The sequence below is a fragment of the Lysobacter alkalisoli genome, from assembly GCF_006547045.1.
GTDB lineage: Bacteria > Pseudomonadota > Gammaproteobacteria > Xanthomonadales > Xanthomonadaceae > Marilutibacter > Marilutibacter alkalisoli.
The window spans coordinates 1170280-1194812 of record NZ_CP041242.1; the positions used below are offsets into that span (position 1 = coordinate 1170280).

Below are 24533 nucleotides of genomic sequence, written 5' to 3' on the forward strand. Positions count from 1 at the left end.
CGAAGATGCGTGTATTGCTTGCCCGCCACGGCGAGACGCCGTGGAACGCCGAAGGCCGCTACCAGGGCCAGGAAGACATCCCGCTGTCGCCGGTCGGCGAAGCGCAGGCGCGTGCGCTGGGCGAACGCCTGCGCGAGATGCCTGTCACCCGCGCGGTGGCCTCGCCGCTGTCGAGAGCGAAGACCACGGCACAGCTGGCGCTCGGCCACCGCGCCGGCCTGCTTTCCTTTGACGAGGGCCTGAAGGAGATCGGCCATGGCGAGTGGGAAGGCCTGCTCGCCAGCGAGATCCACACCCGTGACCCGGAACGCCTGAAGGCCTGGCGCGAGGCGCCCGAGACCGTGCAGATGCCGGGGCAGGGCGGCGAGTCGTTGCAGCAGGTGTTCGACCGTGCCTGGCCGGCCCTGCTGCGCGCTGGCGAAGGTCTTGGAGCGGACGAGACCCTGCTGGTGGTTGCCCACGACGCGGTCAACCGGGTGATCCTGTGTCATCTGCTCGGGATCCCGTTCCGGCGCCTGTGGACTTTCCGCCAGGCACCGACCACGCTCAATCTGCTCGAGGGCGACAGCGTCGGGCAGCTCGAGATCGTGCGGCTCAACGACTGCAGCCACCACACCGCCCTGTTCGGCGAGGCGGTGCACCGGGCGCTTTGAAGCCCACACGAGTGAAGAGGAGTGAGAAACGAGTCCCATGGCTTCTCACGCCTCTCCACCAAGGTCGCGGACGCGACATACAATCCAGTGCATGTCCCGCACCCTCCCCGAATGGCTCGACTACATCGAGCAGCAACACCCCAAGTCCATCGACATGGGACTGGACCGCGTCCGCGAGGTCGCCGGCCGCATGTCGCTTGGCCGCCCCGCGCGGCAGGTCGTCACCGTCGGCGGCACCAATGGCAAGGGCTCGACCGTCGCCTTCATCGAGGCGATCGCGCGTGCGGCCGGCTGGCGCGTCGGTGCCTACACTTCACCGCACCTGCTCGCCTTCAACGAGCGGGTACGGATCGAGGGTGTCGATGCCGACGATACCGCGCTGGTCGAGGCCTTCGAGGCGGTCGAAGCCGCGCGCGGCGGCACCACGCTGACCTACTTCGAATACGCCACCCTGGCCGCGTTGCGGCTGTTCGAACGCGCCGATCTCGACCTCGCGATTCTCGAAGTCGGCCTGGGTGGCCGTCTCGACGCCACCAACATGATCGACCCGGACGTGGCGGTGATCACCACCGTGGACGTCGACCATCAGGATTGGCTCGGCGGGGACCGCGAGACCATCGGTGTCGAAAAGGCTGGCATCGCGCGGGCGTGGAAGCCGCTGGTGCTGGGCGATGACGATCCGCCATCGAGTGTATTGCGGCATGCGTATGCGATCGGCGCTTCGGCGATCCGGATCGGATGCGATTTCTTCATCGACCTGCCGGACGAGGGCAATCCGAGCACCTGGCACTGGCGTGAGATTGGCTGCGAGCTCGCCTTGCCGATGCCACTCCTGTCCGCGCCGGTGCAGCTGCGCAATGCCGCCACCGCGATTGCCGCACTGCGCGCGCTGGAAAGCCCGCCTTCCGCCCAGGCAGTTGCCGAAGGCGTCGCCCAAGCCGCAGTAGCCGGCCGCCTGCAGCGTTTCGAGCGCGATGGCGTGGCAGTGCTGGTCGACGTCGGCCACAACCCGCAGGCGGCTGGAGCGGTGGCCGAGTGGTTGCAGGCGCACCCGGTACCCGGCCGCACGCTGGCGGTGTATGCGGCGCTGGACGACAAGGACGCCGCTGGCGTGGTCGCTGCGCTGGCCGATTGCATCGACGGCTGGCACCTGGCCGGACTGGAGGGCGTCGGCCCGCGTGGCGGCAGTGCCGCTGCGCTGGCTGCACGCCTGGCCGGCACCGCGGCCGAAGGCGGGCAGCCGCATGTCGACGTGGCCTCGGCCATCCGGGTGGCGTGCGATGAGGCGGGCATCCATGACCGGATCCTGGTGTTCGGCTCCTTCCACACTGCCGCCGCCGCGCTCGGAGTGCTCGCCTGACCGGCAGGCGAGGCTGAACAACCGTTCCGGCTGCCCGCTGGGGTCGGCGCGCGTGCGGGGTATAATCGCGACGCGAATCGTCTGGCCGCGAGACCCGGAACCCGCCCTGTGGAACCCGCCCTGAAACAGCGCCTGATCGGCGCAATCGTCCTGGTTGCGCTTGCCGTGATCTTTCTGCCCATGCTGATCAAGGGCCCGGCCCCGGAAAGCGGGGTCGCCGACATCCAGCTCGACCTGCCAGCCGCACCACCACGGGAGGGCTTCCAGACCCGTGAACTGCCACTGGTTACCCCGTCGGGTGCCGCTCCTGCCGGCGGGGTGGTTGGCATGGAGCCCGACGATGAAGGTCGCCTGCCGACCGTCGATACCCGCGAGCAGGTCGCCAAGCCTGAAGAAGATGGAATGATGCCGGCCGCCACTGTCGGTGGCGATTACGCGGTGAGCTTCGGCACCTATTCCAGTGCCGACGACGCCGGTCGCGTGATCGCGGCCTTGAAGGCCGCGAGCCTGCCGGGGTACCAGGAGGCCGTCAGCGGTCGCGACAACCGGACCCTGCACCGGGTCCGGATCGGCCCCTTCGCGACCCAGGCCGATGCGGAGGCCGCGCGTATTCGGGCGGGCCGGATCCGCAACGATGTCGAGGTGCGGGTGGTGGTGCTCAATGCCGATGCAGCGACCCCGGTCGGCGCGGAGCCCGCCGAGGTGGCGACGGCGCCCGAACCCGAGGCCCCGAAGCCGGCGCCGCCGAAGGTCGATCCCGCGCCGCAGCAGCCAGCCCCACAACAATCGGTCCCGCAGCAACCTGTCGCCACTGCGCCGCCTCCTGCGTCGAGCGCACCGGCCGCGGCCACGGTCGGCTTTGCGGTCCAGCTCGGTGCTTTCAGCCAGGCAGCCGAAGCCGACAAGTTGCGCGACCGTGCGCGCGCCGCCGGTTTCAGTGCCTTTACCGAGAGGGTCAACACAGACAAGGGTACGCTCAGCCGCGTCCGTGTCGGCCCGGTTTCGACCCGTGCCGAGGCCGAACAGCTCAAGGCTCAGGTCGCGGGCAAGCTTGGCATCACCGGCATGGTCCGGCCGCATCCGTGAATCTGAGTGCTTGCCCACGCATGCCACCAGGCCCGAACGGCCGCTCTGCGGCTTCCTGCAGGAACGCCGTGCACCTGCGCGGCGGCGTTCCCGGGCTGTTTTTCGACATGCCGTGCACTGATATCCGGCATGCCGACATGGACGTCTTTGTCTTTCCCCGCTCTGCAGGCCCGCAGCTCCGGTGCGGACCGCGAGGAGCTCACGCATGGAGGCTTGCGCGATGACGGCTATCGATTGGGTGTTGCTTGCGATCGTGGCGATCTCGGCACTGCTTGGCCTGATGCGCGGCTTCGTCGGCGTGCTGCTGTCGCTGCTGTCCTGGGTCTTTGCGGGTGCGGCTGCATATTGGTTCGGCGGCGATGCTGCGGCCATGATGTCGGACACCTCGACCCGGGCACCGGCTATCTCGTTGGTGGTTACCTGCTGTGCTTCGGAATCGTGATGGTGACAGTGAAGCTGCTCAGCTGGTTCGTGCGCCGGGTGCTTGACTCGGTGGGCCTGTCGGGACTGGATCGAAGTCTCGGGCTCGCCATCGGCGTCGTCCGTGGCGGACTGTTCGCCTGCATGCTGGTACTGCTGATGGGCTTCACCTCGTTGCCGCGCGGGCCTCAGTGGCAGCAGTCGTTGACCATGCCGGCGTTCGAGCCGGGCGCACGCTGGATGCGCGGAATGCTGCCCGATGCGGTTGCGCGGCAGATCGACTTCGATGCCGGCGGCCCGCTGTCGAAAGACAACATCCAGCAACAGAAAAAGGCGCTGCAGCCGTTGATCGACGGTAGCGGCATGCCGGGCATGCCGGGCGGGCAGGACTCGCAGGAACTGCTGCGCCGGCTCGGCGAATTGTCCGGGCAGGGCGCGAAGCCGGGCGCAGCCAATGGCGGTGCGCCGATGCAGACGCAGCAATTGCCGCTACCGGACCTGGGTGATCTGGGCGAGTTGCTGCAAGGCCAGAATCTGCCGTTGCCGGGCACGCAGTCGCAGGCGCCGACGCAACAGTCCGCCGGGCGGGCGGTGGATCCGGCCAATGTCAATGCCGACCGCACGCCGGATCCGGCCGCAGTGGACGGCGGACACTGATACCCGGCTTCATTCCATCAATTTCCCATCTCAACAAACAAACGCAGGACACACGCCCCATGTGCGGCATTATCGGTATCGTCGGCCATAACGACGTTGCGGCCCAGTTGTATGACGGTCTCACCGTGCTTCAGCACCGCGGCCAGGATGCGGCGGGTATCGCCACTTCCGAGGGCACTCGCCTGCGCGTGCACAAGGGCAACGGTCTGGTCCGCGATGTCTTCGACCAGGCTTCGATGCAGCTGCTCCGCGGCAATATCGGTATCGGCCATTGCCGTTATCCGACCGCCGGCAGCGAAGGCTCCGACGAGGCGCAGCCGTTCTACGTCAATTCGCCGTTCGGCATCGTGCTCGCCCACAACGGCAACCTGATCAACACCGAAGCCCTGCGCAACGAGGTGTTCGCACAGGATCGCCGCAACATCAATACCGAGTCCGACTCCGAAGTGCTGCTCAACGTGTTCGCGCACGAACTGGACAGGCAGAAGGCACTGAGCCCGGCAGCGGCATTCAAGGCTATCGAGAATCTGCACCAGCGCTGCGTGGGTGGCTACGCAGTGGTCGCGGCAGTGCTCGGCATGGGCCTGGTCGCGTTCCGCGACCCGCACGGCATCCGGCCACTGGTGCTCGGCAAGCGCACGGTCAACGGCCGCGACGAGTATGCGGTGGCCAGCGAGTCGGTCGCGCTCGACCTGACCGGCTTCGAACGCCTGCGTGACGTGCGTCCGGGCGAGGGCATCGTCGTCACCGCCGATGGACAGCTGTTCACCCAGGCTTGCGCCGAGGAGCAGGTGCATACGCCGTGCATCTTCGAATACGTCTACTTCGCGCGGCCGGACTCGATGATGGACGATGTGTCGGTGCACAAGGCGCGCATGCGCATGGGCCAGAAGCTGGGCGAGAAGATCCTGCGCCTGCGCCCGGACCACGACATCGATACCGTGATCCCGATTCCGGACTCCTCGCGCGACGCCGCGCTGGAGGTCGCCAATGTGCTCGGAGTGAAGTACCGCGAGGGCTTCATCAAGAACCGCTACGTCGGCCGCACCTTCATCATGCCGGGGCAGAGCGAGCGCGCGAAGTCGGTGCGACGCAAGCTCAACCCCATCCCGCTGGAATTCCGCAACCGGGTGGTGCTGCTGGTCGACGACTCGATCGTGCGCGGCACCACCAGCCAGCAGATCGTGCAGATGGCGCGCGACGCCGGCGCTCGCAAGGTCTATCTGGCCTCGGCGGCACCGCCGGTGCGCTATCCGAACATCTACGGCATCGATATGCCCACTGCCGAGGAACTGGTCGCCTACAACCGCAGCGAGGAGGACGTGCAGGCCATCCTCGGCTGCGACTGGCTGATCTACCAGGACCTCTCCGACCTGCAGGAAGCGGTGTCCGGGCCCAAGCACTCCATCGACCACTTCGACTCGTCCTGCTTCAATGGCGAGTATGTCACCGGCACCGCGGACGACTACTTCGAGCGCATCAAGCACCTGCGTTCGGACGAGGCGAAGAAGCAGCGCCGGGTGTCGTGATGCTTGAGGTCGTTTCCGCGGCCTCCGTTGTCATCCCGACGGAATGACGGCCGGGCACTTGCATGACTTCGCTCTTCGCCGCCGCCCGCCACTGCCTGGATGCCCGTGATCCGGATGAAAAGGTTGCTCTGACCCACCGCTACGCTGCCGCCTTCGCGCGCGGCGAACTGGAGGTGGCCGGTGATGCGCCGCCGCCAGAGCCGATCCGCATGCCCGGCCGGCCACTGCGACCACGGCTGGTGCATCCGCGCGAGCTGCCACGGCGCGGCTTCGGCACTGTCGAGGGCCGCGCGGCCTTCATCCATGCCATCGCCCATATCGAACTCAATGCCATCGATCTGGGTTGGGATGCGGCCTACCGTTTTCGCGGACTGCCGCACAGGTTCTACGCCGACTGGATTGCGGTGGCCGACGACGAAGCCCGTCATTTCGTGCTGTTGCGCGATCGCCTGCGCGATCTAGGCTACGACTACGGCGACTTCGACGCCCACAACGGCTTGTGGGAGATGTGCGAGAAGACCGCCCACGACGGCCTGGCACGGATGGCCCTGGTGCCGCGCGTGCTGGAAGCACGCGGGCTGGACGTGACGCCGGGGATGATCGTCAAGCTGCGCTCGCTCGGCGACGAAGCCACCGCCGGCATCCTCGAAGTGATCCTGCGCGAGGAAGTGGCGCATGTTGCCGCCGGTTCACGCTGGTATCGTTGGCATTGTGAACAAAGCGGCATCGAACCGCGTTCGCGTTTTCGCGAATTGCTGGGCGAATACGCCAGCGGCCAACTGCACGGGCCGTTCAATCTCGAGGCGCGCTTGATGGCGGGCTTCGACGAAGACGAACTGGCGATGCTGGCGTCCATGGACTTGTAGGAACGGATTGCCGGGCGATCATCACAGGCGGTCGAGTTTCACCCCATCCGCATCCACCCGCAGCACCGAGCCCTGCTCGTACCAGTCGCCGAGCACGATGCGCCGGCACGCGCGGCCGTCGACCTCGAGCTCATGGATGGCCGGACGGTGGGTGTGGCCGTGGATCAGGGTGTCGATGCCGTAACGGTGCAGGGTTGCCTGCACGGTGGTCGGGGACACGTCGGTAATGGTTTCGAACTGCGCACGGTCATCGCCTTTCATTTCCGACTGCCGCTTCATGCTGGCCTCGCGTGCCTGCTTCGCGAACGCCAGCCGTGCGGCCAGAGGCTGAGCCAGCATCTGCGCCTGCCAGCGCGGGTCGCGCACCTGGGCACGGAACTGCTGGTAGGGGAGGTCGTCGGTGCACAGGGTGTCGCCATGCATCAGCAGGGTGGGGCGGCCGTAAAGGCTCACCACTGCCGGGTCGGGCAGGATGCTCATGCCGGCGCGGCGGGCATAGTCCTCGCCGAGCAGGAAGTCGCGGTTGCCGCGGATGAAGAACACCGGCACGCCCGAATCCACCAGCGCGCGGACTTCGGTGGCGACGGTGGCGCCGGCCGCGGACGGGTCGTCGTCGCCGACCCAGGCCTCGAACAGGTCGCCGAGGATGTACAGCGCGTCGGCGCCACGGGCCTCGCCGCGCAGGAATTCGACCAGCAGGTCGGTGATCTGCGGACGCTCGGGATCGAGGTGCAGGTCGGATATGAAAAGGGTGGTCATGCCGACATTATAGGTGTGTTCCGGTTCTGCCCGATGGGCGCCGGGATTTGAAATTCGCTTCACATCATGGCGCCAGACTCCGTTCCGAATTCCGCGAATGGAGCACCTCAATGCCTGCTTTCATGATTCATCGTCTGCGCCGGATCCTTGGCGTGTTGCTCGTCTGCGCACTGGCGCCCCTGCAGGCTGTCGCTGCTTCGCCCGGTCAGGATCGGGTCCTTATCATCGTCAGCGGCGAGGGGCGCGATCAGGGCAAGACCCGGCCCGGTTTCGAGATGGACGAGCTGGCGCAGGCCTGGCATGTATTCCGTGACAATGGCCTGGCAGTCGACATCGCGAGCCCGCGCGGCGGCAAGGTCGAAGCGGACAGATTCGACCCGGAGGAGCCGTTCAACGCACGCCTGCTGGCCGATCCGGAAGCCGTGGAAAAGCTGGCCTCTACCCGCGCAACCTCGTCCCTGCAGGCGGAGGATTACGCCGCGGTATATGTCGTCGGCGGCAAGGGCGCGATGTTCGACTTGCCGGAGGATCAGGCGCTTCGTTCGCTGCTTGCCGGCGTGTACGAACGCGGCGGCGTGGTCGCCGCGGTGTGCCATGGACCTGCGGCACTGGTCGATGTGCGCCTGCAGGATGGACGTTTGCTGGTCGAAGGGCGCCGCGTTACCGGCTTCAGCAACGAAGAGGAATCGGTGTTTGGCAAGAAGTGGGCGAAACAGTTCCGCTTCCTGATCGAGGATGCGATGCGGGAGCGCGGGGCACTCTGGGAGGAGGCGCCATTGATGATGCCCAAGCTCGTCGTCGATGGTCGGCTCATTACCGGGCAGAACCCGTATTCGAGCGCTGCGGTCGCTGAAGCCGTCGTCCGGGCCACAGGCCGCACGCCGGTCGCTCGCACGCCCTGGCGGGACGAGGCCACGATGGCGCTGGTTCAGCGCCTGCTGCAAGGGGAAGATGGCTCGGTCCGTAGCGAACTGGCCGCCGACACGGCGCGCTTCCATCCCGAACTGATCGGCCTGCTGGGCTACTACCAGTTGCAGGTTGCCGCCGGCGATGACGCGGTGCGCGATGCATTGGCGATCATGCAGCTGGCGCAGTCACACATGCTCGCGCCGCAGCTCGAGGTCGGCATCGCCGAGGCGCAATGGCGGCTCGGTGATGCCGGACAGGCCCGGCAGCGATTGGCGAAGGTGCTGGCAACCCATCCGGAACTCGACGAAGCTAGGACCCTGCAAGCCAAGATGGAGCAGTGACCGATGGCGGCCGAGCGCCTGCGCATTCTGGTGGTCGAAGACAACCTGGCATTGCGCGGCAGCATTGCTGCGCTGTTGGAAGCGCATGGCCACCGCCCGGATTTCGCCGCCGATGGCCCGACCGGCCTGCGCCTGGCGTTGGCCGATCCGCCGGATGTGATGGTGCTCGACCTGACCCTGCCCGGGCTGGATGGCCTGGCCGTGTGCGAGCGGCTGCGCGCGCAATGCGATCGCCATGTGCCGGTGCTGATGCTGACCGCGCGCGACTCGCTCGACGACAAGTTGCACGGCTTCTCCGCCGGTGCAGACGACTACCTGATCAAGCCGTTCGCTGGCGAGGAGCTGCTGGCACGATGCATGGCGTTGTCGCACCGGCACCGCGCCGGCGAGGGACATTTGTTGCGGGTGGGCTCGCTGCGCGTCGACCGACGCAGTGGGCAGGCCTGGCGACAGGAGCGCCCGCTCGATCTGCCGCAGATTCCGGCGCGCCTGCTGTTGGCACTGGCCGAGGCCTGGCCGCGCACACTGACGCGCAGTGAGCTGGTCGAGCGCATCTGGGGCGGTAGCGTGCCGCAGTCCGATCCGTTGCGCTCGCATCTCTACCTGCTCCGGCAGGTGCTCGACCGGCCATTCGAGGTGCCGATGTTGCGCACCGTGCATGGCGTCGGCTACGCGCTGGTGGCCGACGAATGAGTCGGCCCGTGCGCAGGTTGCAGACGCGGCTGATGCTGGCGTTCGCGGTCTTCACGTTGCTGGTTGCAGGTGTGTTCGCCCTGTATGCCGTGGCGTTCATGTACGCCGTCGAGGACGCGTTCTTCGACCGTGTTCTCGAACAGGAAGCACAAACCCAGCTCGCGCATTGGCACGCGAGCGGGGAATGGATACAACCGCGCGAACCGTTCGTGCGCATATACGCGTCGCCGGATGCGTTCCCCGAGGACCTGCGCGAGGCGCGCGTGGAGGAACCGTGGCGGCGTGAGTTCGCGGGACGGGAAGGCCGGCATTACCACGTACACGCGCTTCAGCCATCCGCTCAAGTAGCCCCGACCTGGCTGGTCGCCGAAGTCAGCGACTGGCTGATCGTGCGTCCGATGCGCGATCCTTTGTTTGCGCTGCTGGCGGCAACGGGGCTTGGACTGGTTGCCCTGGCAATCGGGCTCGGGTTCTGGCTGGCCAGGCGTACCGCGCGGCCGCTGTCGCGGCTGGCCGCGCTGGTCGACGCCATGCGCCCGGACAGGCCACCGCCACCGTTTGCGCGCTATGCCGGCGATGACGAAGTCGGCGTACTGGCGCGCGGACTTGCCACTCTGGGTGAGCGCGTGCATGCGTTCATTGCCCGTGAGCGGGAGTTTACCCGTGACGCCAGCCACGAACTGCGCACGCCGTTGGCGGTGATCCGCAGTGCCTCCGAGCGGATGCAAGGTGAGACGGGACTGTCGCCGGGCGGCCGTCAGCATCTCGCCCACGTGCACGAATCCGCGCGGCAACTGGAGCAGACGGTGACGATGTTGCTGTCGCTCGCTCGCGAGGCGTGGACAGAACATGGCGGCGAGTCCACGGCGGTGCTGCCCCTGGTCGAGCGCGTGGTGGTCGAGCAGTCACCCTTGCTGGATGGCAAGCCGGTCGAGGTCGATGTGGAGGTGCCGCCTCACCTCGTATTGCCTGTGTCCGCAGCGGTGCTGCACGTACTGCTGTCGAACCTGGTCGGCAATGCCTTCGCCCACACCGAGGACGGGCGGGTGCGGATCGACCTTGCCGACGGCCGGCTGCGGATCGCGAACAGCGGGCGGATCGCCGCCGCCGAGGGCGACTGGACGCAGGGCGAACCGTTGCGCAAGCGCGAGGGCAGCAGCGGCTTCGGGCTCGGGTTGGCGATCGTGCACCGGGTCTGCGAGCGCCACGGAATCGACCTGCAACTCGTTTCCCGTGCCGATGGCGCCGAGGCAAGCATCGGCCTGGATGCGCGCGGGACGGAGGGGGCGGCGGTTGCCGGGGAGGCAATCCGGTAAAATCGCGCCTTCCGCCGCATTCCCGAGCTCCGCATGACCTGCCGTACCCGCTTCGCCCCCAGTCCCACCGGCTACCTGCACATCGGCGGCGCCCGCACCGCGCTGTATTGCTGGCTGCAGGCACGCCGATTCGGCGGACAGTTCATCCTGCGGGTCGAGGATACCGACCGCGAGCGCAGCACCCAGGCCGCGATCGACGCGATCCTGCAGGCGATGGGCTGGCTGGGTCTTGATTACGACGAGGGCCCGTTCTACCAGACGCAGCGGCTGGAGCGTTACCGCGAAGTCGCCGAGAAGATGCTCGCCGACGGCACCGCCTACTACGCCTACGAGAGCAAGGAAGAACTGGAGGCGATGCGCGAGGCGGCGATGGCCAAGGGCGAGAAGCCGCGCTACAACGGCGCCGCCCGCGACGCCAATTTGCCGTACCGCGATGATCCGAATCGCGTGATCAGGTTCAAGAACCCGCAGGGCGGCAGCGTTGTGTGGGAGGACAAGGTCAAGGGACGCATCGAGATCAGCAACGACGAGCTCGACGACCTGGTGATCTTCCGCTCCGACGGCTACCCGACCTACAACTTCGCGGTCGTGGTCGACGACATGGACATGGGCATCACCGATGTCGTGCGCGGCGACGACCACGTCAACAACACCCCCCGCCAGATCAACATCTACCAGGCGCTCGGTGTGCCGGTGCCGGCCTTCGCCCACTTGCCGATGATCCTCGACGAGCAGGGCGCCAAGCTGTCCAAACGTACCGGCGCCGCCGACGTCATGCAGTACCGCGACATGGGCTACCTGCCGCACGCATTGCTCAACTACCTGGTGCGGCTGGGCTGGTCGCATGGCGACCAGGAGATCTTCTCGATCGCGGAGATGATCTCGCTGTTCGACCTCAAGGACGTCAACGCCAAGGCCTCGCGCCTCGACCCGGCCAAGCTTGGCTGGCTCAATCAGCAATACCTCAAGAGCGATGACCCGGCCGAAGTGGCGAAGCATCTGGAGTGGCATCTGCAGCAGCAGGGCTGCGATCCGGCCAGGGGACCGGCGCCGGCCGACATCGTCATTGCCCTGCGCGACCGCGTGCAGACGCTGAAGGAGATGGCCGAGCGTTCAAAGGTCTGGTTCGGGCCCTTGAGCGAATACGACGATGCCGCCGTCATCAAACACCTGACCGACAAGGCCCGCGCGCCACTGGCCGAGGCCCGGGTGCGACTGGCAGCGTTGCCGGATTGGAGCGCCGACGCGATCACCGCCGTACTCAAGGCGACGGCTGAAGCGCTGGAGATCGGCATGGGCAAGGTCGCCCAGCCGATGCGGGTGGCGATCACCGGCACCCAGGTCAGCCCGGACATCGGCCATACTGTCTACCTGTGCGGGCGCGACGAGGCACTGGCACGGATCGACGCCGCACTTGCAAAACTGCCGCCGCAGGCCTAAATCAGGGATATGACCAAGCCGCACGCATGCACCGACCCCAAGCACCACGTCCATGACGCGGCCGGTTTCGTGCGCGAGGTCGAGCGTCAGTGCCTGCAACGCGGCCTGCGCCTGACCCCGCTCCGGGCCAATGCGCTGCAGCTGATCGCCGATGCCGGGCGTCCGGTCAAGGCCTATGAGCTGCTCGATCGGATGAAGGCGACCCATGATTCGGCGGCACCGCCCACGGTCTACCGCGCGCTCGACTTCCTGCTCGAGCACGGCTTCATCCACAGGCTCGCCTCGATCAATGCATTCGTCGGCTGCCACCACCCCGGGGCCGAAACACATGCGGTGCCGTTCCTGATCTGCGACACGTGCCATTCTGCGACCGAATTGGAGGACGAGGACATCGTCGCTTCGCTCGACCGTCGCGCCCGCGCGCTCGGCTTCATGCCGCAGGCGCAGACGCTGGAAGTGCATGGCGTCTGCGCGGAGTGCGCAAAGAAAGGTGATTGATCCGATTGAGTGCGATACCCAGCCCCCTGAGTCAGGGGGCGATTCGCGCCGCAGGCGCGAATGGGGCCAGGGTTTGCACGGCAAACTCCGGCGATACCCGGGCATCGCCCGGGTATCGTGCCGGGATCGTCCTTAGAAGAACGCGCGCACGCCGAAGGCGACTCCACGACCCGGCAGCGGGGCAAGGTCCTTGAGCGGGGAGGTGTGCACGCGGGCTTCCTCATCGAGCAGGTTGCTGCCGTTGACGAACACTTCCCAGGCGCCGCCGGCGGCGGTATCGAAGTGCCAGGCGAGGTGGGCGTCGACCAGGGTGTAGCCCGGGGTCGGTTCCTCATGCTCGGCGACATCGTCCTGTTTCGCGTAGCGAACCGCGCCCAGCGACGCCCGCCATGCGCCCAATGCCCAGCGCAGCTCGCTGCCGATGCGGGACGGGGCGATACGGGGCAGGTTGCCGCCGCGGGCCAGTTCCACGGTGTAGTCGTGGGTGTGATCGCCATGCGGCACCGAGATATCCACCTCGCGCGTGCCGCTGCCGGTCAGCTTGCCGCGCACTACGTCGCCGAATACCCGCAGGTCCCAATAGCCGCTGTCGTTGTCGGCGAAGTTCCAGTTCGCCTCGACTTCGGCGCCGTTGAAACGGGCGTCGTCCTGGCTCCAGACCCGCACCGGACCGCCGTCGTCGATGCCGGTGTCGGCCTGGTAGATGAAGTCGTCGAAGCGGGTGTGGTAGATCGAGGCAGCCAGTTCGAGCGGGCCGGCGTGCCAGTGCAGGCCGATCTCGGCGCGGTTGGCGGTCTCCACGTCGAGGTTGGGATCGCCCAGCTCGACACTGCCGGTGGCCACATGGAAGCCGTTGGAATACAGCTCCTCGGCGGTTGGCGCACGCTGGGCGCGGTCGAGTCCGAAGGACAGATGGAAGTCCGGATTGATGTTCCAGCGCATTGCTGCCGACAGGCTGGTGGTATCGAAGTCGCGGTCCGGGCCGATGGCGTCGGCCGCATCGACGTCGATGCGGTTGCGATCATGCCGTGCGCCCAGCTCGATCCTCAGTGCGTCGAACTCACGCTGTCCGATCCAGAACAGGCCGGTGTCGCGTCCTGTGGTGCCGGGCACGAAGGCCTCTTCGCCGACCGCATTGAAGTTGCGTTTCGACCACTGCAGGCCGACCGCACCGTCCCAGCCCAACAGCGGCTGATGGACCAGCTCCAGGCGAGCCTCGGTGCTGTCGTTGTCGAACACGGTGCCGACTTCGTCGCCTTCGTACTCGGTATGGGTGTACTCATTGTGGGCGAGCTTCACGCGCATCGAGGCGAACGGGCCGAGGTCGTCCAGTCCGCCACGCACCTCGGTGCGGCGTTGATCCATGACGATGCGGACCGGGCCTTCTTCCTCGTGATCGTCATGGTCATCGTCGTCATCGTCATCATGGCCGTGATCATCGTCGTGCGCATGGCCCGGCACGCCGTAGCGGCTGTTGAACATGCTGTAGCTGGCGCCGATGAAGCCGCGTTCGCCGACCCACGACATACCCAGCGAAGCGGCGTCGGTGCGGATTGCACTGCCCGGCAGGGTGCCATGGGCGCCGCGCTCTTCATCGTGGTCGTCATGGTCGTCGTGATCATCATCGTGATCGTCTTCGTGGGCGTGCTCGCTCTCCGCATGGCCGGGAATGCGATAGTCGTTGGTCTCGCGGTGCAATGCGTCGAAGTGGAACACCAGGTTGCCGCCCTCGGCGGTGCCATCAAGGCGCACCATGCCGGTCTTCTCGTCGTTGACGCTGCCGTAGCGCAACTCTGCACGACCTTCCAGTGGTGCGGCGGTGGGGGCCTCGGGGATCCGGCCGTCGATCACGTTGACCGCACCGCCGATCGCGCCGCTGCCATAGAGCAGGGTGGCCGGGCCCTTCAGCACTTCGATCTGGTTGGCCAGGAACGGTTCGATGGTGACCGCGTGGTCGGCGCTGACCGTGGATACGTCGCCAGTGCCCAGGCCGTCGTTGAGCACCTGCACGCGGGCACCGTCCAGACCGCGCACGATCGGCCGGCCGACGCCGGGCCCGAAGTAGGTCGATTGCACACCGGGCAGTTTCGAGACCGTCTCGCCGAGCGAATGACTCTTGGCCTCGTCGAGTTTCTCGCCTGCCAGGACTTCGACCGGGCGGATCAGGTCCTCGGCGGTGCCGGCCAGCGGGGTGGCGCGGACCTTGACGGCCTGCAGGTCGACAGGGTCATGGGCATGTTCGCGCTCGGCCGCGTCGGCAGCAGCCTCCATCTCCTGGGCATTGGCCGCAAGGGGCGTCGAGAGGGCGATGGCAAGGGCGATGGAAAGGGGGAGGCGGCGAGGCAAGGTGTTGGCTGGCATTGGGTTCAGCTAAAGTGGCGTACCGGAGGGGTCCGAATGTTATACTATAACCATCCGCAGTCCAGCCCCTGCCGCACGTCATGCTTTCCCCCAAGCCCCAGCCACTTTTCCGTCGCTTCCTCGACCGCATCGGCGCAGCCGGTTCGCTGCTGTGTGCAGCGCACTGCGCATTGGTGCCGATCATGATTGCGACCCTGCCATCGCTGGGCGTATCGGGCTGGTTCGATGACAGCTTCGAGCTGGCCTTCGTGATTTTCGCGACCGCCCTGGGGCTGTTCAGCGTGGCCTGGGGCTACCGCCGCCATCGCGCGGTGCGGGCGTTGTCCCTGCTGGTGCCGGGATTGTTCGTGCTGTGGCTGGGTGTGCTGTATCGTCCGTTGCACGAAGCCCTGTTGCCGCACGCGGTGGCGATGACCTTCGGTGGCACCCTGGTCGGCCTGGCCCATCTGGCCAACCTGCGGCTGAACCACGGGCATGTGCACGACGCCAGTTGCGCGCATTGATCCGGCGCAGTCCGGGGTAGTGCCAATCAGATGAGCCTTTGCGAGGGAAGCCGGTGGCCATGCCTTTGCGGGACACGCGGTAAACCCGTCCCTGGGGGCTCATCCGAAACATCCATGTTTCGGAAGGTCCCGCAAAGGCATGGCCACCGGCTTCTGGACAGTTGGCCGTTAGTCGAGAGGCAACCCATTCCCATCAGAGAGGGGGCTCGAAGAGTCATCGAGGGCAGTCCCAGACTCTCGCGTGCTAGAATGCCCGGTCACGCCACAGTGCGTAGCCGGCAGCGCCTTCCCGACGGTGCGCCACCATCAACACATCGACATATCCGGAGCACGAAGACATGGGCAAGGGCGACCGCAAGACCGCCAAGGGCAAGCGTTACAACTCCAGCTACGGCAACATCCGTTCGCACGTGGCGGTGACCAAGGCCACGGGTGCCGCTTCGGCGCCGGTAGCGAAGAAGGCCACCAAGGCCGCCAAGAAGGTCGTGGCCAAGAAGACAGCTGCCAAGCAGTAAGCCTTCGCCGGCATATTGCCTGACTGAAGAGCCCCGCCAAGAGCGGGGCTTTTTCGTTTCTGCGCAAAAGCTTCGGGTCGGACCCGTTACGACCGCCATATGCGGGCAGATGTCGTATCCTCGGACAGCAGACCACATTTTCATCCAGGAGGGCATGCAAAGTGGAAAAAAGCAATCGTTTCCTGGTCGCCTACAGCGGCGTGCTGACGGCGACGCTGGCGGTCGTGTTGCTGACAGGCGCCGTCGGTTCCGGCAAGACCACGTTCGAGGAAATCGACGTGCAGCGGCTCAACCTGCGCGAGCCCGATGGCACCCTGCGCTATGTGCTTTCGAACTCGGCGCGCCTGCCCGGCGCGATCATCCGTGGGAAGGAATACGAACACCCGCGCCCGCTGGCCGGGATGCTGTTCTACAACGACGAGGGAACCGAAGTCGGGGGGTTGGGCTTCTCAGGTTCGCGCGATGCGGACGGCAAGGTGATGTCCATCGTTAGCATGTCTTTCGACCGCTACGAACAGGACCAGATCGTGCAGATCCTGGCGAACGATAGGGGCGGCGATCAATATGCGGCAGGTCTGGTAGTCAACGACCGCCCAGACTACTCGATCCTTTCCGATCTTGAGGAGATGCAAAAGATCAAGTCCCTTCCGGAAGAGGAGCGCAATGCGGCGCTGGAGGAGTTCGATCGGAACTACACTGGAGGACAGCGCCTGTTCGCAGGTCGGGGACCGGACGGCACCGTGGCGTTGGTATTGAATGATGCCAGCAAAAAACCCCGGATCCGGATCGCGGTCGATGCCGACGGCGAGGCCGCGATCGAGTTCCTCGATGACGAGGGCAAGGTGACGGGACGGCTCACGCCCGACTCGCTGCCGAAAGCGGAGTAAGCGGATCCGCTACGCGATCAGCCGCCCGCCTGCGAACACGCCCAGGCAAAGCCGCCCGCCGAGCCAGTAGCCCAGCTCGGCCGGGTGGCCAATGTCCCAGAGCACGAAGTCGGCCCGTGCGCCGACCTTCAGCACGCCACGATCATCCAAGCCGAGCGCGCGCGCGGCATGGACGGTGGCCCCGCGCAGGGCTTCCTCGGGCGTCAGGCGGAAATGCGTGCAGGCCAGTTGCATCGCCTGGCGCAGCGACAGCAGTGGCGCGGTGCCGGGGTTGCAGTCGGTGGCGACCGCCATCGGCACGCCGTGCTCGCGGAACGCATCCAGCGGTGGCAGCTTCGTTTCGCGCAATACGTGGAAGGCGCCCGGCAGCAGCACCGCGACCGTGCCATGGCCGGCCATCGCCTGGACGCTTTCGGCGCTGGTGTATTCGACGTGATCGGCCGACAGACCGTCGAATTCAGCGACCAGGCCGGCACCGCCCAGGTCGCTGAGCTGGTCGGCGTGCAGCTTGACCGGCAACCCATGCGTGTGCGCGGCCTCGAACACGCGCCGGGTCTGCGCCGGGGTGAAACCGATGCCTTCGCAGAACGCGTCCACCGCATCGATCAGTCCTTCGCCGTGCAGCATCGGCAGCCATTCGAGCACCGCGTCGATGTAGCCGTCGGCATCGTCACTGAATTCCGGCGGCAACGCATGCGCGGCGAGGTACGTGGTGCGCACTTCGATGCCGAGCACTTCGCCGATGCGCCGCGCGACGCGCAGCATCTTGCGCTCGTTGGCGAGGTCGAGGCCGTAGCCGGACTTGATCTCCAATGTGGTCACACCGTCGGCGACCAGTGCCTTCGCCCGCGGCAGCGACTGCGCCAGCAGCTCGTCCTCGCTGGCCGCGCGCACCGCACGTACGGTCGAGAGGATGCCGCCTCCGGCGCGGGCAATGGCTTCGTAGCTCTCGCCCTGCAGGCGCATCTCGAACTCGCGCGCGCGGTCTCCGGCGAACACCACATGGGTGTGGCAGTCGACCAGGCCCGGGGTGATCCAGCCGCTGGCCTCGATTACCTGGTCGGCCAGCGTGTCCTCGGGCGCGGGCAGGTCGGCGCGCGGGCCCACATAGACGATCCGGCCGTTCTGCCAGCCGAGCGCGGCGTCGGGGATTTCGCCGTAGCCGGCGCCGTCGAGGGTGGCCAGGGAGATGCCGGTGATGAGGCCATCCCAGCGGGGTGTTCCAGCGCTCATGTGCAGGCTTGGAATTGCGGAGCAGGCGCCATTGTAAGGGCGAGTCGCAACAGGAGTTGGCAACACGATGGTGGGGTGGGGCTTTTTTTTGCGAAGTTGATCGGGCGAACCTTCCGTGTCCACGCTGAGCAACATGGAAGCCATCGACCTGGCCCGGTTCAGCTTCAGCCCGACGGAGGGCCTCGCGGTTGCCGTCATGGTGGGCTTTCTGGTCTTCGCCGTGGCGTTGGAGCTGACGTGGGACCAGTTCTATAGCGGACCGCCGCGCGGTGACGCTTGAGGTCGCGTTCCAGAACGTGGCCCTCGCCATCGGCATGGCGGTGGCGTTCTTTCCCGCGCTCGCGGGGGTGGCGGTTACCGCGATCCTGTGGGGTGTCGTCCGTCTCACGCTTGGATTTGCCCTCGCGGTGATATGGATGCGCGAGCCCGCCATCGACCGCTCGTCGGCGACAGGCTGACCGCGATTGTGGCGGGCACCGGCTCTCGTTAGTGTCGGGCGCATGGACGAGCGGGAATTCAAACAGGTCAGCCGCGCCGTCTGGGAGGCGATGGCGCCGGGTTGGGTAGCGCGCCATGCCTACTTCGAGGAGATCGCGCGGCCGGTCACCGTGCGCATGCTCGAGCGACTCGATCCATCTCCGGGCGAGGAGATCCTCGACCTGGCGGCCGGGACCGGTATCGTCGGCTTCGCGGCAGCGGCGATGGTCGGGCCGGAGGGGAAGGTGATCGTCAGCGACTTCGCCGAGGCGATGGTCGCCGCCGCGACCCGTCGCGCCGGCGAGCTGCGTCTCGACAACGTCGAGTGCCGGGTGCTCGATGCCGAGGCGCTGGACCTGCCCGACGGATGCGTCGACGGCGTGGCCTGCCGCTGGGGCTACATGTTGATGGCCGATCCGGGCGCGGCCCTGCGCGAAACCCGGCGCGTGCTTCGTGAGGGTGGGCGGGTCGCCTGCGCGGTTTTCTCGGGACCGGAACGGAACCCGTGGGCGGCGCTGCCGGCGCGCATCCTGGTCGAATGCGGGCACATGCCGCCGCCGAAACCCGGGGATCCCGGGATTCTCGCGCTGGCCGACCGTGATCGCCTGCGCGGGCTGTTCACCACGGCGGGCTTCGGCGGTCCGGTCATCGAAGAGGTCGATTTCGTTGTCCGTGCCGACGACGTTGACGACTACTGGAACCTCCTCAGCCATGCTGCCGGGGCAATCGCGATGGTGTTGAACCGGCTCGACGCCGATGAGCGTGACCGGGTGCGCACCCGGATCGCCGGTGCCATCGGCCGCTTCAGCAGGGACGGGCGGATCGCGATTCCGGCCCAGTCGCTGGTCGTGTCGGCGTCATAGCCCTGCCCGCTGTCGCCAACGCCGTGCTCACCGCGCGACAATAGCGGCCATGAAAGCGATCCCCCTTGGCAGTATCTGGACCCCCGGCGGTTGGCGGCACGACATCCGACCCGAGACCGATCCGCACGGCCGACTGGCCTTCGCGCCGCATGCGCGCAGCAGTGGCAAGCGTCTGCTGCCCGGCATCGCCAACCTGCATTCGCATGCGTTCCAGCGTGCCATGGCTGGCATGGCCGAGCGGCAGACCGATCCGTCCGATTCGTTCTGGACCTGGCGCGAGACGATGTATCGCTTCGCCACGCGCTTCTCGCCCGACACCCTCTACGCAGTGGCCGCGCAGCTGTACGCCGAGATGCTGGAGGCCGGCTATACCACCGTCTGTGAATTCCACTACCTGCACCACGCGCCCGACGGACGGCCATACTCCGACCCGTCGTCGATGTCGCAGGCGCTGGTCGCGGCGGCACGCGACACCGGCATCCGCCTGACCCTGCTGCCGGTGCTGTACATGACCGGCGGTTTCGATGGGCGCCCGCTGGGAGAGCGCCAGCGGCGGTTCGGGCATGACATCGAGGCCTACCTGCACCTGCTCGACCGCTTGTGCGAGGACGCCGGTGGCATGTCGGGCGATGGCAGGCGCCACGAGGGGACGCACCACATCGGCTGCGCGCTGCACAGCCTGCGCGCGGTGCCGCCGGATGCGATGCGCGAGGTGCTGGCCGCATTGCCACCGGCGATGCCGGTGCACGTCCATATCGCCGAGCAGGTGGCCGAGGTGGAGGACTGCCTCGCGGTGCGCGGCGCGCGCCCGGTCGAATGGCTGCTGGCGAATGCGGACGTCGATGCGCGCTGGACGCTGGTCCATGCGACCCACCTCGACGATTCCGAAGTTGCCGGCATCGCCCGTAGCGGCGCGACGGTGGCGATCTGCCCGACCACCGAAGCCAATCTCGGCGACGGGCTGTTCCCGCTGCGCGACTTCCTGGATGCGGGCGGGCGCTGGGGTATCGGCTCGGATTCGCACATCTCGGTGTCGCCGGTCGAGGAGCTGCGCTGGCTCGAATACGGCCAACGGCTGGTCACCCGCCGCCGCAACATCGCCGTTGCTGCGGACGCGCCCAGCGTCGGCGAGACGTTGATGCGCGGCGTGGCTGCGAGCGCCGCGCGATCCAGCGGCTATGCGATCGGCCTTCTGGAGGAAGGTGCCGCGGCCGACGTGGTCGTGCTCGATGCCGAGGCCCCGCAACTGGCCGGCGCGACCGACGACGACGTGCTGGACCGCTGGATCTTCAGCGGCAACCGCAACCTGGTCGATGAGGTGTTCGTGGCCGGGACGCGTGTCGTCCACGACGGATGTCACCGCGACCGCGATGCGATCGCGGCGCGCTACCGGGATGCCCTGGCGATGTTGATGGCCGGCTGAGTGCCTGCGGCGGTGCGGTGACATTCCGTCGCGCGAGGAGATGGGTTCGTCCGAGCCGTGACCGGTTTCGTCGCAAACCCCGGTAGTAGCGGAAGGCAGGCGCCAGGATGCAGCCGTCCCTGAACGAAAGGAGATCGACATGCGCCACCTCCGCATTGCTCCGCTCGCGGCCATCATGGCCGCGACCCTGGCCGCCAGTGCCATCGCCCGGGCAGGCTCCATTCCCGAACCCGAAACCCGCATCGATGCCGGGCTGCAGGCCACGGTCGAAAAGCGCCTGCTTGGCGACCGCACGGGTGCCTGCTTCGCGGTGGCGGTGGTCGAGGGTCGCGAATCGGGTGAAGGCTTCGATGTCCGTCGCAGCTATGCCTGCGCGGATGGCAGCGACACTCCGCGCATCGGCCGCAACAGCGCGTTCGAGATCGGCTCGGTCAGCAAGACCATGGCCGCCGCGCTGCTGGCCGGGCTGATCGAGAGCGGCCAGGCCGATCTCGACGATCCACTGGCCGACTACCTGCCCGAGGGCACGGCGGTGCCGGAGCACGAGGGCCAGCCGATCCTGTTGCGGCACGTGGTCACACATACCAGCGGCCTGCCGCGGCTGCCGCCCGGCGTGCCGATCACCGACCCGGCCGATCCGTATGCCGCGATGTCCCCCGAGGACCTGCTGCAAGCGCTCGGGCGAAGCGCCTTGTCGCATGCGCCGGGAGAACGGTTCGAGTACTCGAACTTCGCCTCGATGCTGCTTTCCCTTGCAGTTGCGCGGCGTGCCGGAATGGACTTCGAATCGCTGCTGGCCGACCGGCTGTTCGCTCCGCTTGGCATGGAGGGTGCCTACATCACCGATCCGCCGGCGGGGGTCGTCGCCGCGCGGGGGCATGCCACGGATGGGCAGGCGGCGCCGGCCTGGCATTTCGCCACCGACCTGGCCGGCGTCGGTGGCGTGCGCGCCACGCTCGACGACATGGTGCGGTACGTCGAGGCCCAGCTCGGCAATGCGCCCGGGTCGCTGGATGCGGCACTTGCGCTGATCCGGCAACCGCTGGCGACCGGTATTGCGCAGCCGATGGCGATGAACTGGCTGCTGGTGCCGCTCGACGGCCGCGACGTGCACGCGCACGAAGGCGGAACGGGCGGCTTCGCCTCCTTCGTCGGACTGGACGTCGAACGCCGGCGCGGCGTGGTGGTGTTGTCGGACACTGAGCAATTCTCGCTTGGCGGCCTGGGGGATATCGGCATGCACTTGATCGACCCCCGGCTGCCGCTGGGCGGACCGAAGCGGGCACCATCCACTTCCAGCGCCCCGGAACTGGATGCCTATGTCGGCGAGTACCCATTGGCGCCATCGTTCGTGGTCACCGTGCGCGCACGTGATGGCGTGCTGCATGCGCAAGCCACCGGCCAGCAGGAGTTCGCACTGGGGCGGGCCGGCGAGGATGTGTTCGTGATCGACGCGGTAGGTGCGGAACTGCGCTTCCTGCGTGGCGGTGGCGATGAGGTCGTCGCGCTCGAACTGCACCAGGCCGGCCATGTCACCCGCGGCGAGAAGCGATAGCGATTTGCATCCGTTCCGACGATCTGGTCCCGTTCCACTACGAGGAGAATCAAGATGACCGATATCCTGATTGCCGCCATGTTCGTGATGCAGACGGTTATGTTTGCCGACTTCGCGACGCACTATTTCGAGAAACACTACTCCGCCAGGCCCAAACGCTGAGCGGGACGCCACATGTCACGCACCCACGAGTACCCGCTGCAAAGCTCGTTGCCCGCCGACGTCCTGGTCGCGGGCAACGCCCTGTGGAGCCGATATCGCCACTATCCGGTGTTCAGCTGGCCGTGGTTCTCGCGCCGCACGCTGGTGTTCGCGGTGCCCATCGTGGCCTGGGGGCTGTTGTCGGTGCTCGGCGTGGCCGCCAGTGGCGATGGCTATCTGCAGGGCCTGGTCGGTGCCGGTTACATGGTGGTGTCGTTCCTGCTGATGGCGACTGCCGGCCCCGGGCTGGCGACCTTGGTCCGCCACAGGCGTTGGCCATTGCGGCGGGAACAGGTCGCGGTGGTGGTGGCGTTGCTGTTCGGCATGGCCTGCAGTTTCGTCATCGATTCGTTCGCCAGCCGGCGGATCGCCGCGATCCTGGCTGGAATGCCGGGACAACCGGAAACGGCCGAGGCCGTCGTTCAGTCGATGCAGCCGGGCTCGCCGCTGCTCCGCTTTGCCCTGCCCGTGCTGGTGTATTCCCTGTTTGGCGGTGGCCTGGCGCTGCGGGCCTATTTCAGTGAGCGCCGCCGCTGGCGGTCCAGCCTGGACAAGCGCGAGAAGGCCGAGCTGCGCGCGCAGAGGCATGACGCCGAAATGCGGCTGGGCGTGCTGCAGGCGCAGGTCGAGCCGCACTTCCTGTTCAACACTCTGGCCTCGGTGCGCGCGCTGGTACGGCAGGATCCGGGCCGCGCCGAGGCTACCCTGGACGCCCTGGTGGAACACCTGCGGGTGACGATTCCGAAACTGCGCGAAGACGGCAAGCTGCTGTCTTCCACCCTCGGCCAGCAACTGGATGTCTGCAGCAGCTATCTGGCACTGATGCGGCTGAGGATCGGCGAGCGGCTGGAGTACGCGTTCGACGCACCCGACGGCCTGCGTGCCTGTCCGTATCCCCCCCTGCTGCTGATTACCTTGGTCGAGAATGCGATCAAGCATGGTGTCGAGCCCTGCCCGGGCTCGCGACGCATCGACGTGCGTGCCCGGCGCGAGCAGGGGACGCTGGTCGTGAGAGTCGAGGACGACGGCGCCGGCCTGCAGCCCGGAGTGGGTGGCGGGGTCGGGCTGGCCAATGTGCGTGAGCAATTGGCGATGCACTACGAAGGGCGCGCCGGTTTCCGTCTCGATGGCCGCGAGGGCGGGGGCGTGCGTGCCGAAATCCGCGTGCCGCTGGAGGAGCCCCGATCATGATCGGGCGCGTGAGCGGCGAACCGGTGAAAGTGCTGGTCGCCGAGGACGAAGCACCCCAGCGCGCCGCGCTGTTGTCGATGCTGGCCGAGGCCTGGCCCGACCTTGCCGACGTCACCGCCTGCGAGGACGGCGTGGCGGCCTTGCAGGCGGTGGCCGAACGGCGGCCCGATGTCGCCTTCCTCGACATCCGCATGCCCGGCGTCAGCGGCCTGGACGTGGCGCGAGCGGTGGTCGCGTCCGGCGGGTTGGTGGTGTTCACCACTGCCTATGACCAGTATGCGATCGGTGCGTTCGAGGCCGGCGCGGTCGATTACCTGCTCAAGCCGGTGCAACCGGCGCGCCTGGCGCGGGCGGTCGAACGCTTGCGCGAACGCCTTGCCCAGCCGTCCCAGGACGACCTGCAGTCGCGCGTGGATGAGCTGGAAGCGCGCCTGCGACCGCGTGGCGACCGCCTGATCCGCTGGATCAGTGCCAGCGCCGGCGACAGCGTGCGCATGATCGGCATCGACGAAGTGCTGTTCTTCCAGGCCCGCGACAAGTACGTGCAGGTCGTCACTGTCGATGGAGAGGCGGTGATCCGCACCCCATTGAAAGAACTGCTGGCGGGGCTGGATCCGGAGGTGTTCTGGCAGGTGCATCGCGGCGTGATCGTGCGGGTGGCGGCGATCGAGCGCGTGTACAAGGACGAACTCGGCAAATGGCGGCTGTGTCTGCGTGGACGCGGCGATGAGCTTCCGGTCAGCGCCGCGTTCCTGCACCGCTTCCGCGGTATGTAGGGCGATATGTAGGCGATCGAT

The 24533-nt window shown here is 67.2% G+C and carries 25 protein-coding genes; 22 read left to right on the top strand and 3 right to left on the bottom strand.

Annotated elements, in window-relative coordinates; translation table 11 throughout:
• The first annotated feature begins 5 nt into the window (after positions 1–5).
• The 7 genes from FKV23_RS05035 to FKV23_RS05065 all read left to right on the top strand — a co-directional run bounded on the left by FKV23_RS05035 (position 6) and on the right by FKV23_RS05065 (position 6571).
• The gene (locus tag FKV23_RS05035; protein ID WP_141622865.1) at positions 6–653 is read left to right on the top strand and encodes a histidine phosphatase family protein; all 648 of its coding nucleotides are present in this window, start codon (positions 6–8) and stop codon (positions 651–653) included.
• Positions 654–744: 91 nt separating this feature from the next.
• Complete coding sequence (folC, locus tag FKV23_RS05040) at positions 745–2013, top strand: bifunctional tetrahydrofolate synthase/dihydrofolate synthase (RefSeq protein ID WP_141622866.1); 1269 nt, start codon at positions 745–747, stop codon at positions 2011–2013.
• A gap of 108 nt (positions 2014–2121) precedes the next feature.
• On the top strand, positions 2122–3099 hold the full coding sequence (locus FKV23_RS05045; protein ID WP_141622867.1) for an SPOR domain-containing protein: 978 nt from the start codon (positions 2122–2124) through the stop codon (positions 3097–3099).
• Between the two features lie 220 nt (positions 3100–3319).
• Positions 3320–3541 (top strand): CvpA family protein, encoded by a 222-nt coding sequence (locus FKV23_RS17660; RefSeq protein WP_167284982.1) that lies wholly within the window; start codon positions 3320–3322, stop codon positions 3539–3541.
• Entirely contained in the window at positions 3541–4176 is a 636-nt protein-coding gene (locus FKV23_RS05055; protein WP_141622869.1) for a CvpA family protein, read from the top strand. The genes FKV23_RS17660 and FKV23_RS05055 overlap by 1 nt, the downstream gene beginning before the upstream one ends.
• 59 nt (positions 4177–4235) lie before the next feature.
• Positions 4236–5705: an amidophosphoribosyltransferase gene (purF, locus tag FKV23_RS05060; RefSeq protein ID WP_141622870.1), complete on the top strand. Its 1470-nt coding sequence runs from the start codon at positions 4236–4238 to the stop codon at positions 5703–5705.
• Positions 5706–5767: 62 nt separating this feature from the next.
• Entirely contained in the window at positions 5768–6571 is an 804-nt protein-coding gene (locus tag FKV23_RS05065; protein WP_141622871.1) for a ferritin-like domain-containing protein, read from the top strand.
• Between the two features lie 21 nt (positions 6572–6592).
• On the opposite strand, the gene lpxH is transcribed toward FKV23_RS05065, so the two are convergent.
• Entirely contained in the window at positions 6593–7330 is a 738-nt protein-coding gene (gene lpxH, locus FKV23_RS05070) for a UDP-2,3-diacylglucosamine diphosphatase (protein WP_141622872.1), read from the bottom strand.
• Between the two features lie 110 nt (positions 7331–7440).
• On the opposite strand from lpxH, the gene FKV23_RS05075 reads away from it, so the two are divergent.
• Genes FKV23_RS05075 through FKV23_RS05095 form a run of 5 tightly spaced genes read left to right on the top strand, consistent with a single transcriptional unit; the run spans position 7441 to position 12527 of the window.
• Complete coding sequence (locus FKV23_RS05075; RefSeq protein WP_244244104.1) at positions 7441–8580, top strand: type 1 glutamine amidotransferase domain-containing protein; 1140 nt, start codon at positions 7441–7443, stop codon at positions 8578–8580.
• Positions 8581–8583: 3 nt separating this feature from the next.
• Positions 8584–9273 carry a response regulator transcription factor gene (locus tag FKV23_RS05080; protein WP_141622873.1) on the top strand — a complete coding sequence of 230 codons (690 nt, stop codon included), beginning with the start codon at positions 8584–8586 and terminating at the stop codon, positions 9271–9273.
• A complete protein-coding gene (locus FKV23_RS05085) occupies positions 9270–10589 on the top strand; it encodes a sensor histidine kinase (protein WP_141622874.1) in 1320 nt (439 codons plus the stop codon). The genes FKV23_RS05080 and FKV23_RS05085 overlap by 4 nt, the downstream gene beginning before the upstream one ends.
• A gap of 33 nt (positions 10590–10622) precedes the next feature.
• The gene (gene gltX / locus FKV23_RS05090; RefSeq protein WP_141622875.1) at positions 10623–12029 is read left to right on the top strand and encodes a glutamate--tRNA ligase; all 1407 of its coding nucleotides are present in this window, start codon (positions 10623–10625) and stop codon (positions 12027–12029) included.
• Positions 12030–12038: 9 nt separating this feature from the next.
• Positions 12039–12527 (top strand): transcriptional repressor, encoded by a 489-nt coding sequence (locus tag FKV23_RS05095; RefSeq protein WP_141622876.1) that lies wholly within the window; start codon positions 12039–12041, stop codon positions 12525–12527.
• Between the two features lie 132 nt (positions 12528–12659).
• Here the strand turns inward: FKV23_RS05095 and FKV23_RS05100 are convergent, their stop codons facing one another.
• Entirely contained in the window at positions 12660–14888 is a 2229-nt protein-coding gene (locus tag FKV23_RS05100) for a TonB-dependent receptor (RefSeq protein ID WP_141622877.1), read from the bottom strand.
• An 80-nt stretch (positions 14889–14968) separates the two neighbouring features.
• On the opposite strand from FKV23_RS05100, the gene FKV23_RS05105 reads away from it, so the two are divergent.
• The 3 genes from FKV23_RS05105 (at position 14969) to FKV23_RS05115 (ending at position 16793) form a co-directional block, all read left to right on the top strand.
• Positions 14969–15391 (top strand): MerC domain-containing protein, encoded by a 423-nt coding sequence (locus FKV23_RS05105; RefSeq protein WP_141622878.1) that lies wholly within the window; start codon positions 14969–14971, stop codon positions 15389–15391.
• 338 nt (positions 15392–15729) lie between these two features.
• A complete protein-coding gene (locus FKV23_RS05110; protein WP_141622879.1) occupies positions 15730–15906 on the top strand; it encodes a 30S ribosomal protein THX in 177 nt (58 codons plus the stop codon).
• Between the two features lie 200 nt (positions 15907–16106).
• Positions 16107–16793 (top strand): hypothetical protein, encoded by a 687-nt coding sequence (locus FKV23_RS05115; protein WP_244244105.1) that lies wholly within the window; start codon positions 16107–16109, stop codon positions 16791–16793.
• Positions 16794–16802: 9 nt separating this feature from the next.
• On the opposite strand, the gene hutI is transcribed toward FKV23_RS05115, so the two are convergent.
• The gene (hutI, locus tag FKV23_RS05120) at positions 16803–18026 is read right to left on the bottom strand and encodes an imidazolonepropionase (protein WP_141622881.1); all 1224 of its coding nucleotides are present in this window, start codon (positions 18024–18026) and stop codon (positions 16803–16805) included.
• A gap of 115 nt (positions 18027–18141) precedes the next feature.
• On the opposite strand from hutI, the gene FKV23_RS17130 reads away from it, so the two are divergent.
• The 7 genes from FKV23_RS17130 (at position 18142) to FKV23_RS05150 (ending at position 24512) form a co-directional block, all read left to right on the top strand.
• Positions 18142–18306: a hypothetical protein gene (locus tag FKV23_RS17130; RefSeq protein WP_167284984.1), complete on the top strand. Its 165-nt coding sequence runs from the start codon at positions 18142–18144 to the stop codon at positions 18304–18306.
• Entirely contained in the window at positions 18296–18484 is a 189-nt protein-coding gene (locus FKV23_RS05125) for a hypothetical protein (RefSeq protein ID WP_141622882.1), read from the top strand. The genes FKV23_RS17130 and FKV23_RS05125 overlap by 11 nt, the downstream gene beginning before the upstream one ends.
• A gap of 42 nt (positions 18485–18526) precedes the next feature.
• A complete protein-coding gene (locus FKV23_RS05130) occupies positions 18527–19366 on the top strand; it encodes a class I SAM-dependent methyltransferase (protein WP_141622883.1) in 840 nt (279 codons plus the stop codon).
• Positions 19367–19415: 49 nt separating this feature from the next.
• A complete protein-coding gene (locus tag FKV23_RS05135; protein ID WP_141622884.1) occupies positions 19416–20789 on the top strand; it encodes a formimidoylglutamate deiminase in 1374 nt (457 codons plus the stop codon).
• Positions 20790–20928: 139 nt separating this feature from the next.
• The gene (locus FKV23_RS05140; protein ID WP_141622885.1) at positions 20929–22344 is read left to right on the top strand and encodes a serine hydrolase; all 1416 of its coding nucleotides are present in this window, start codon (positions 20929–20931) and stop codon (positions 22342–22344) included.
• A 174-nt stretch (positions 22345–22518) separates the two neighbouring features.
• Positions 22519–23736: a sensor histidine kinase gene (locus tag FKV23_RS05145; RefSeq protein WP_141622886.1), complete on the top strand. Its 1218-nt coding sequence runs from the start codon at positions 22519–22521 to the stop codon at positions 23734–23736.
• On the top strand, positions 23733–24512 hold the full coding sequence (locus tag FKV23_RS05150; protein WP_141622887.1) for a LytR/AlgR family response regulator transcription factor: 780 nt from the start codon (positions 23733–23735) through the stop codon (positions 24510–24512). Before FKV23_RS05145 ends, FKV23_RS05150 begins: the two co-directional genes overlap by 4 nt.
• The last annotated feature ends 21 nt before the right edge of the window (positions 24513–24533 follow it).

Excerpts from the sequence above, each read along its gene's own strand:
- FKV23_RS05035 (WP_141622865.1), top strand. The coding sequence starts at position 6 with ATGCGTGTATTGCTTGCCCGCCACGGCGAGACGCCGTGGAACGCCGAA.
- folC (WP_141622866.1), top strand. The coding sequence starts at position 745 with ATGTCCCGCACCCTCCCCGAATGGCTCGACTACATCGAGCAGCAACAC.
- FKV23_RS17660 (WP_167284982.1), top strand. The coding sequence starts at position 3,320 with ATGACGGCTATCGATTGGGTGTTGCTTGCGATCGTGGCGATCTCGGCA.
- FKV23_RS05055 (WP_141622869.1), top strand. The coding sequence starts at position 3,541 with ATGGTGACAGTGAAGCTGCTCAGCTGGTTCGTGCGCCGGGTGCTTGAC.
- purF (WP_141622870.1), top strand. The coding sequence starts at position 4,236 with ATGTGCGGCATTATCGGTATCGTCGGCCATAACGACGTTGCGGCCCAG.
- FKV23_RS05065 (WP_141622871.1), top strand. The coding sequence starts at position 5,768 with ATGACTTCGCTCTTCGCCGCCGCCCGCCACTGCCTGGATGCCCGTGAT.
- lpxH (WP_141622872.1), bottom strand. The coding sequence starts at position 7,330 with ATGACCACCCTTTTCATATCCGACCTGCACCTCGATCCCGAGCGTCCG.
- FKV23_RS05075 (WP_244244104.1), top strand. The coding sequence starts at position 7,441 with ATGCCTGCTTTCATGATTCATCGTCTGCGCCGGATCCTTGGCGTGTTG.
- FKV23_RS05080 (WP_141622873.1), top strand. The coding sequence starts at position 8,584 with ATGGCGGCCGAGCGCCTGCGCATTCTGGTGGTCGAAGACAACCTGGCA.
- FKV23_RS05085 (WP_141622874.1), top strand. The coding sequence starts at position 9,270 with ATGAGTCGGCCCGTGCGCAGGTTGCAGACGCGGCTGATGCTGGCGTTC.
- gltX (WP_141622875.1), top strand. The coding sequence starts at position 10,623 with ATGACCTGCCGTACCCGCTTCGCCCCCAGTCCCACCGGCTACCTGCAC.
- FKV23_RS05095 (WP_141622876.1), top strand. The coding sequence starts at position 12,039 with ATGACCAAGCCGCACGCATGCACCGACCCCAAGCACCACGTCCATGAC.
- FKV23_RS05100 (WP_141622877.1), bottom strand. The coding sequence starts at position 14,888 with ATGCCAGCCAACACCTTGCCTCGCCGCCTCCCCCTTTCCATCGCCCTT.
- FKV23_RS05105 (WP_141622878.1), top strand. The coding sequence starts at position 14,969 with ATGCTTTCCCCCAAGCCCCAGCCACTTTTCCGTCGCTTCCTCGACCGC.
- FKV23_RS05110 (WP_141622879.1), top strand. The coding sequence starts at position 15,730 with ATGGGCAAGGGCGACCGCAAGACCGCCAAGGGCAAGCGTTACAACTCC.
- hutI (WP_141622881.1), bottom strand. The coding sequence starts at position 18,026 with ATGAGCGCTGGAACACCCCGCTGGGATGGCCTCATCACCGGCATCTCC.
- FKV23_RS05130 (WP_141622883.1), top strand. The coding sequence starts at position 18,527 with ATGGACGAGCGGGAATTCAAACAGGTCAGCCGCGCCGTCTGGGAGGCG.
- FKV23_RS05135 (WP_141622884.1), top strand. The coding sequence starts at position 19,416 with ATGAAAGCGATCCCCCTTGGCAGTATCTGGACCCCCGGCGGTTGGCGG.
- FKV23_RS05140 (WP_141622885.1), top strand. The coding sequence starts at position 20,929 with ATGCGCCACCTCCGCATTGCTCCGCTCGCGGCCATCATGGCCGCGACC.
- FKV23_RS05145 (WP_141622886.1), top strand. The coding sequence starts at position 22,519 with ATGTCACGCACCCACGAGTACCCGCTGCAAAGCTCGTTGCCCGCCGAC.
- FKV23_RS05150 (WP_141622887.1), top strand. The coding sequence starts at position 23,733 with ATGATCGGGCGCGTGAGCGGCGAACCGGTGAAAGTGCTGGTCGCCGAG.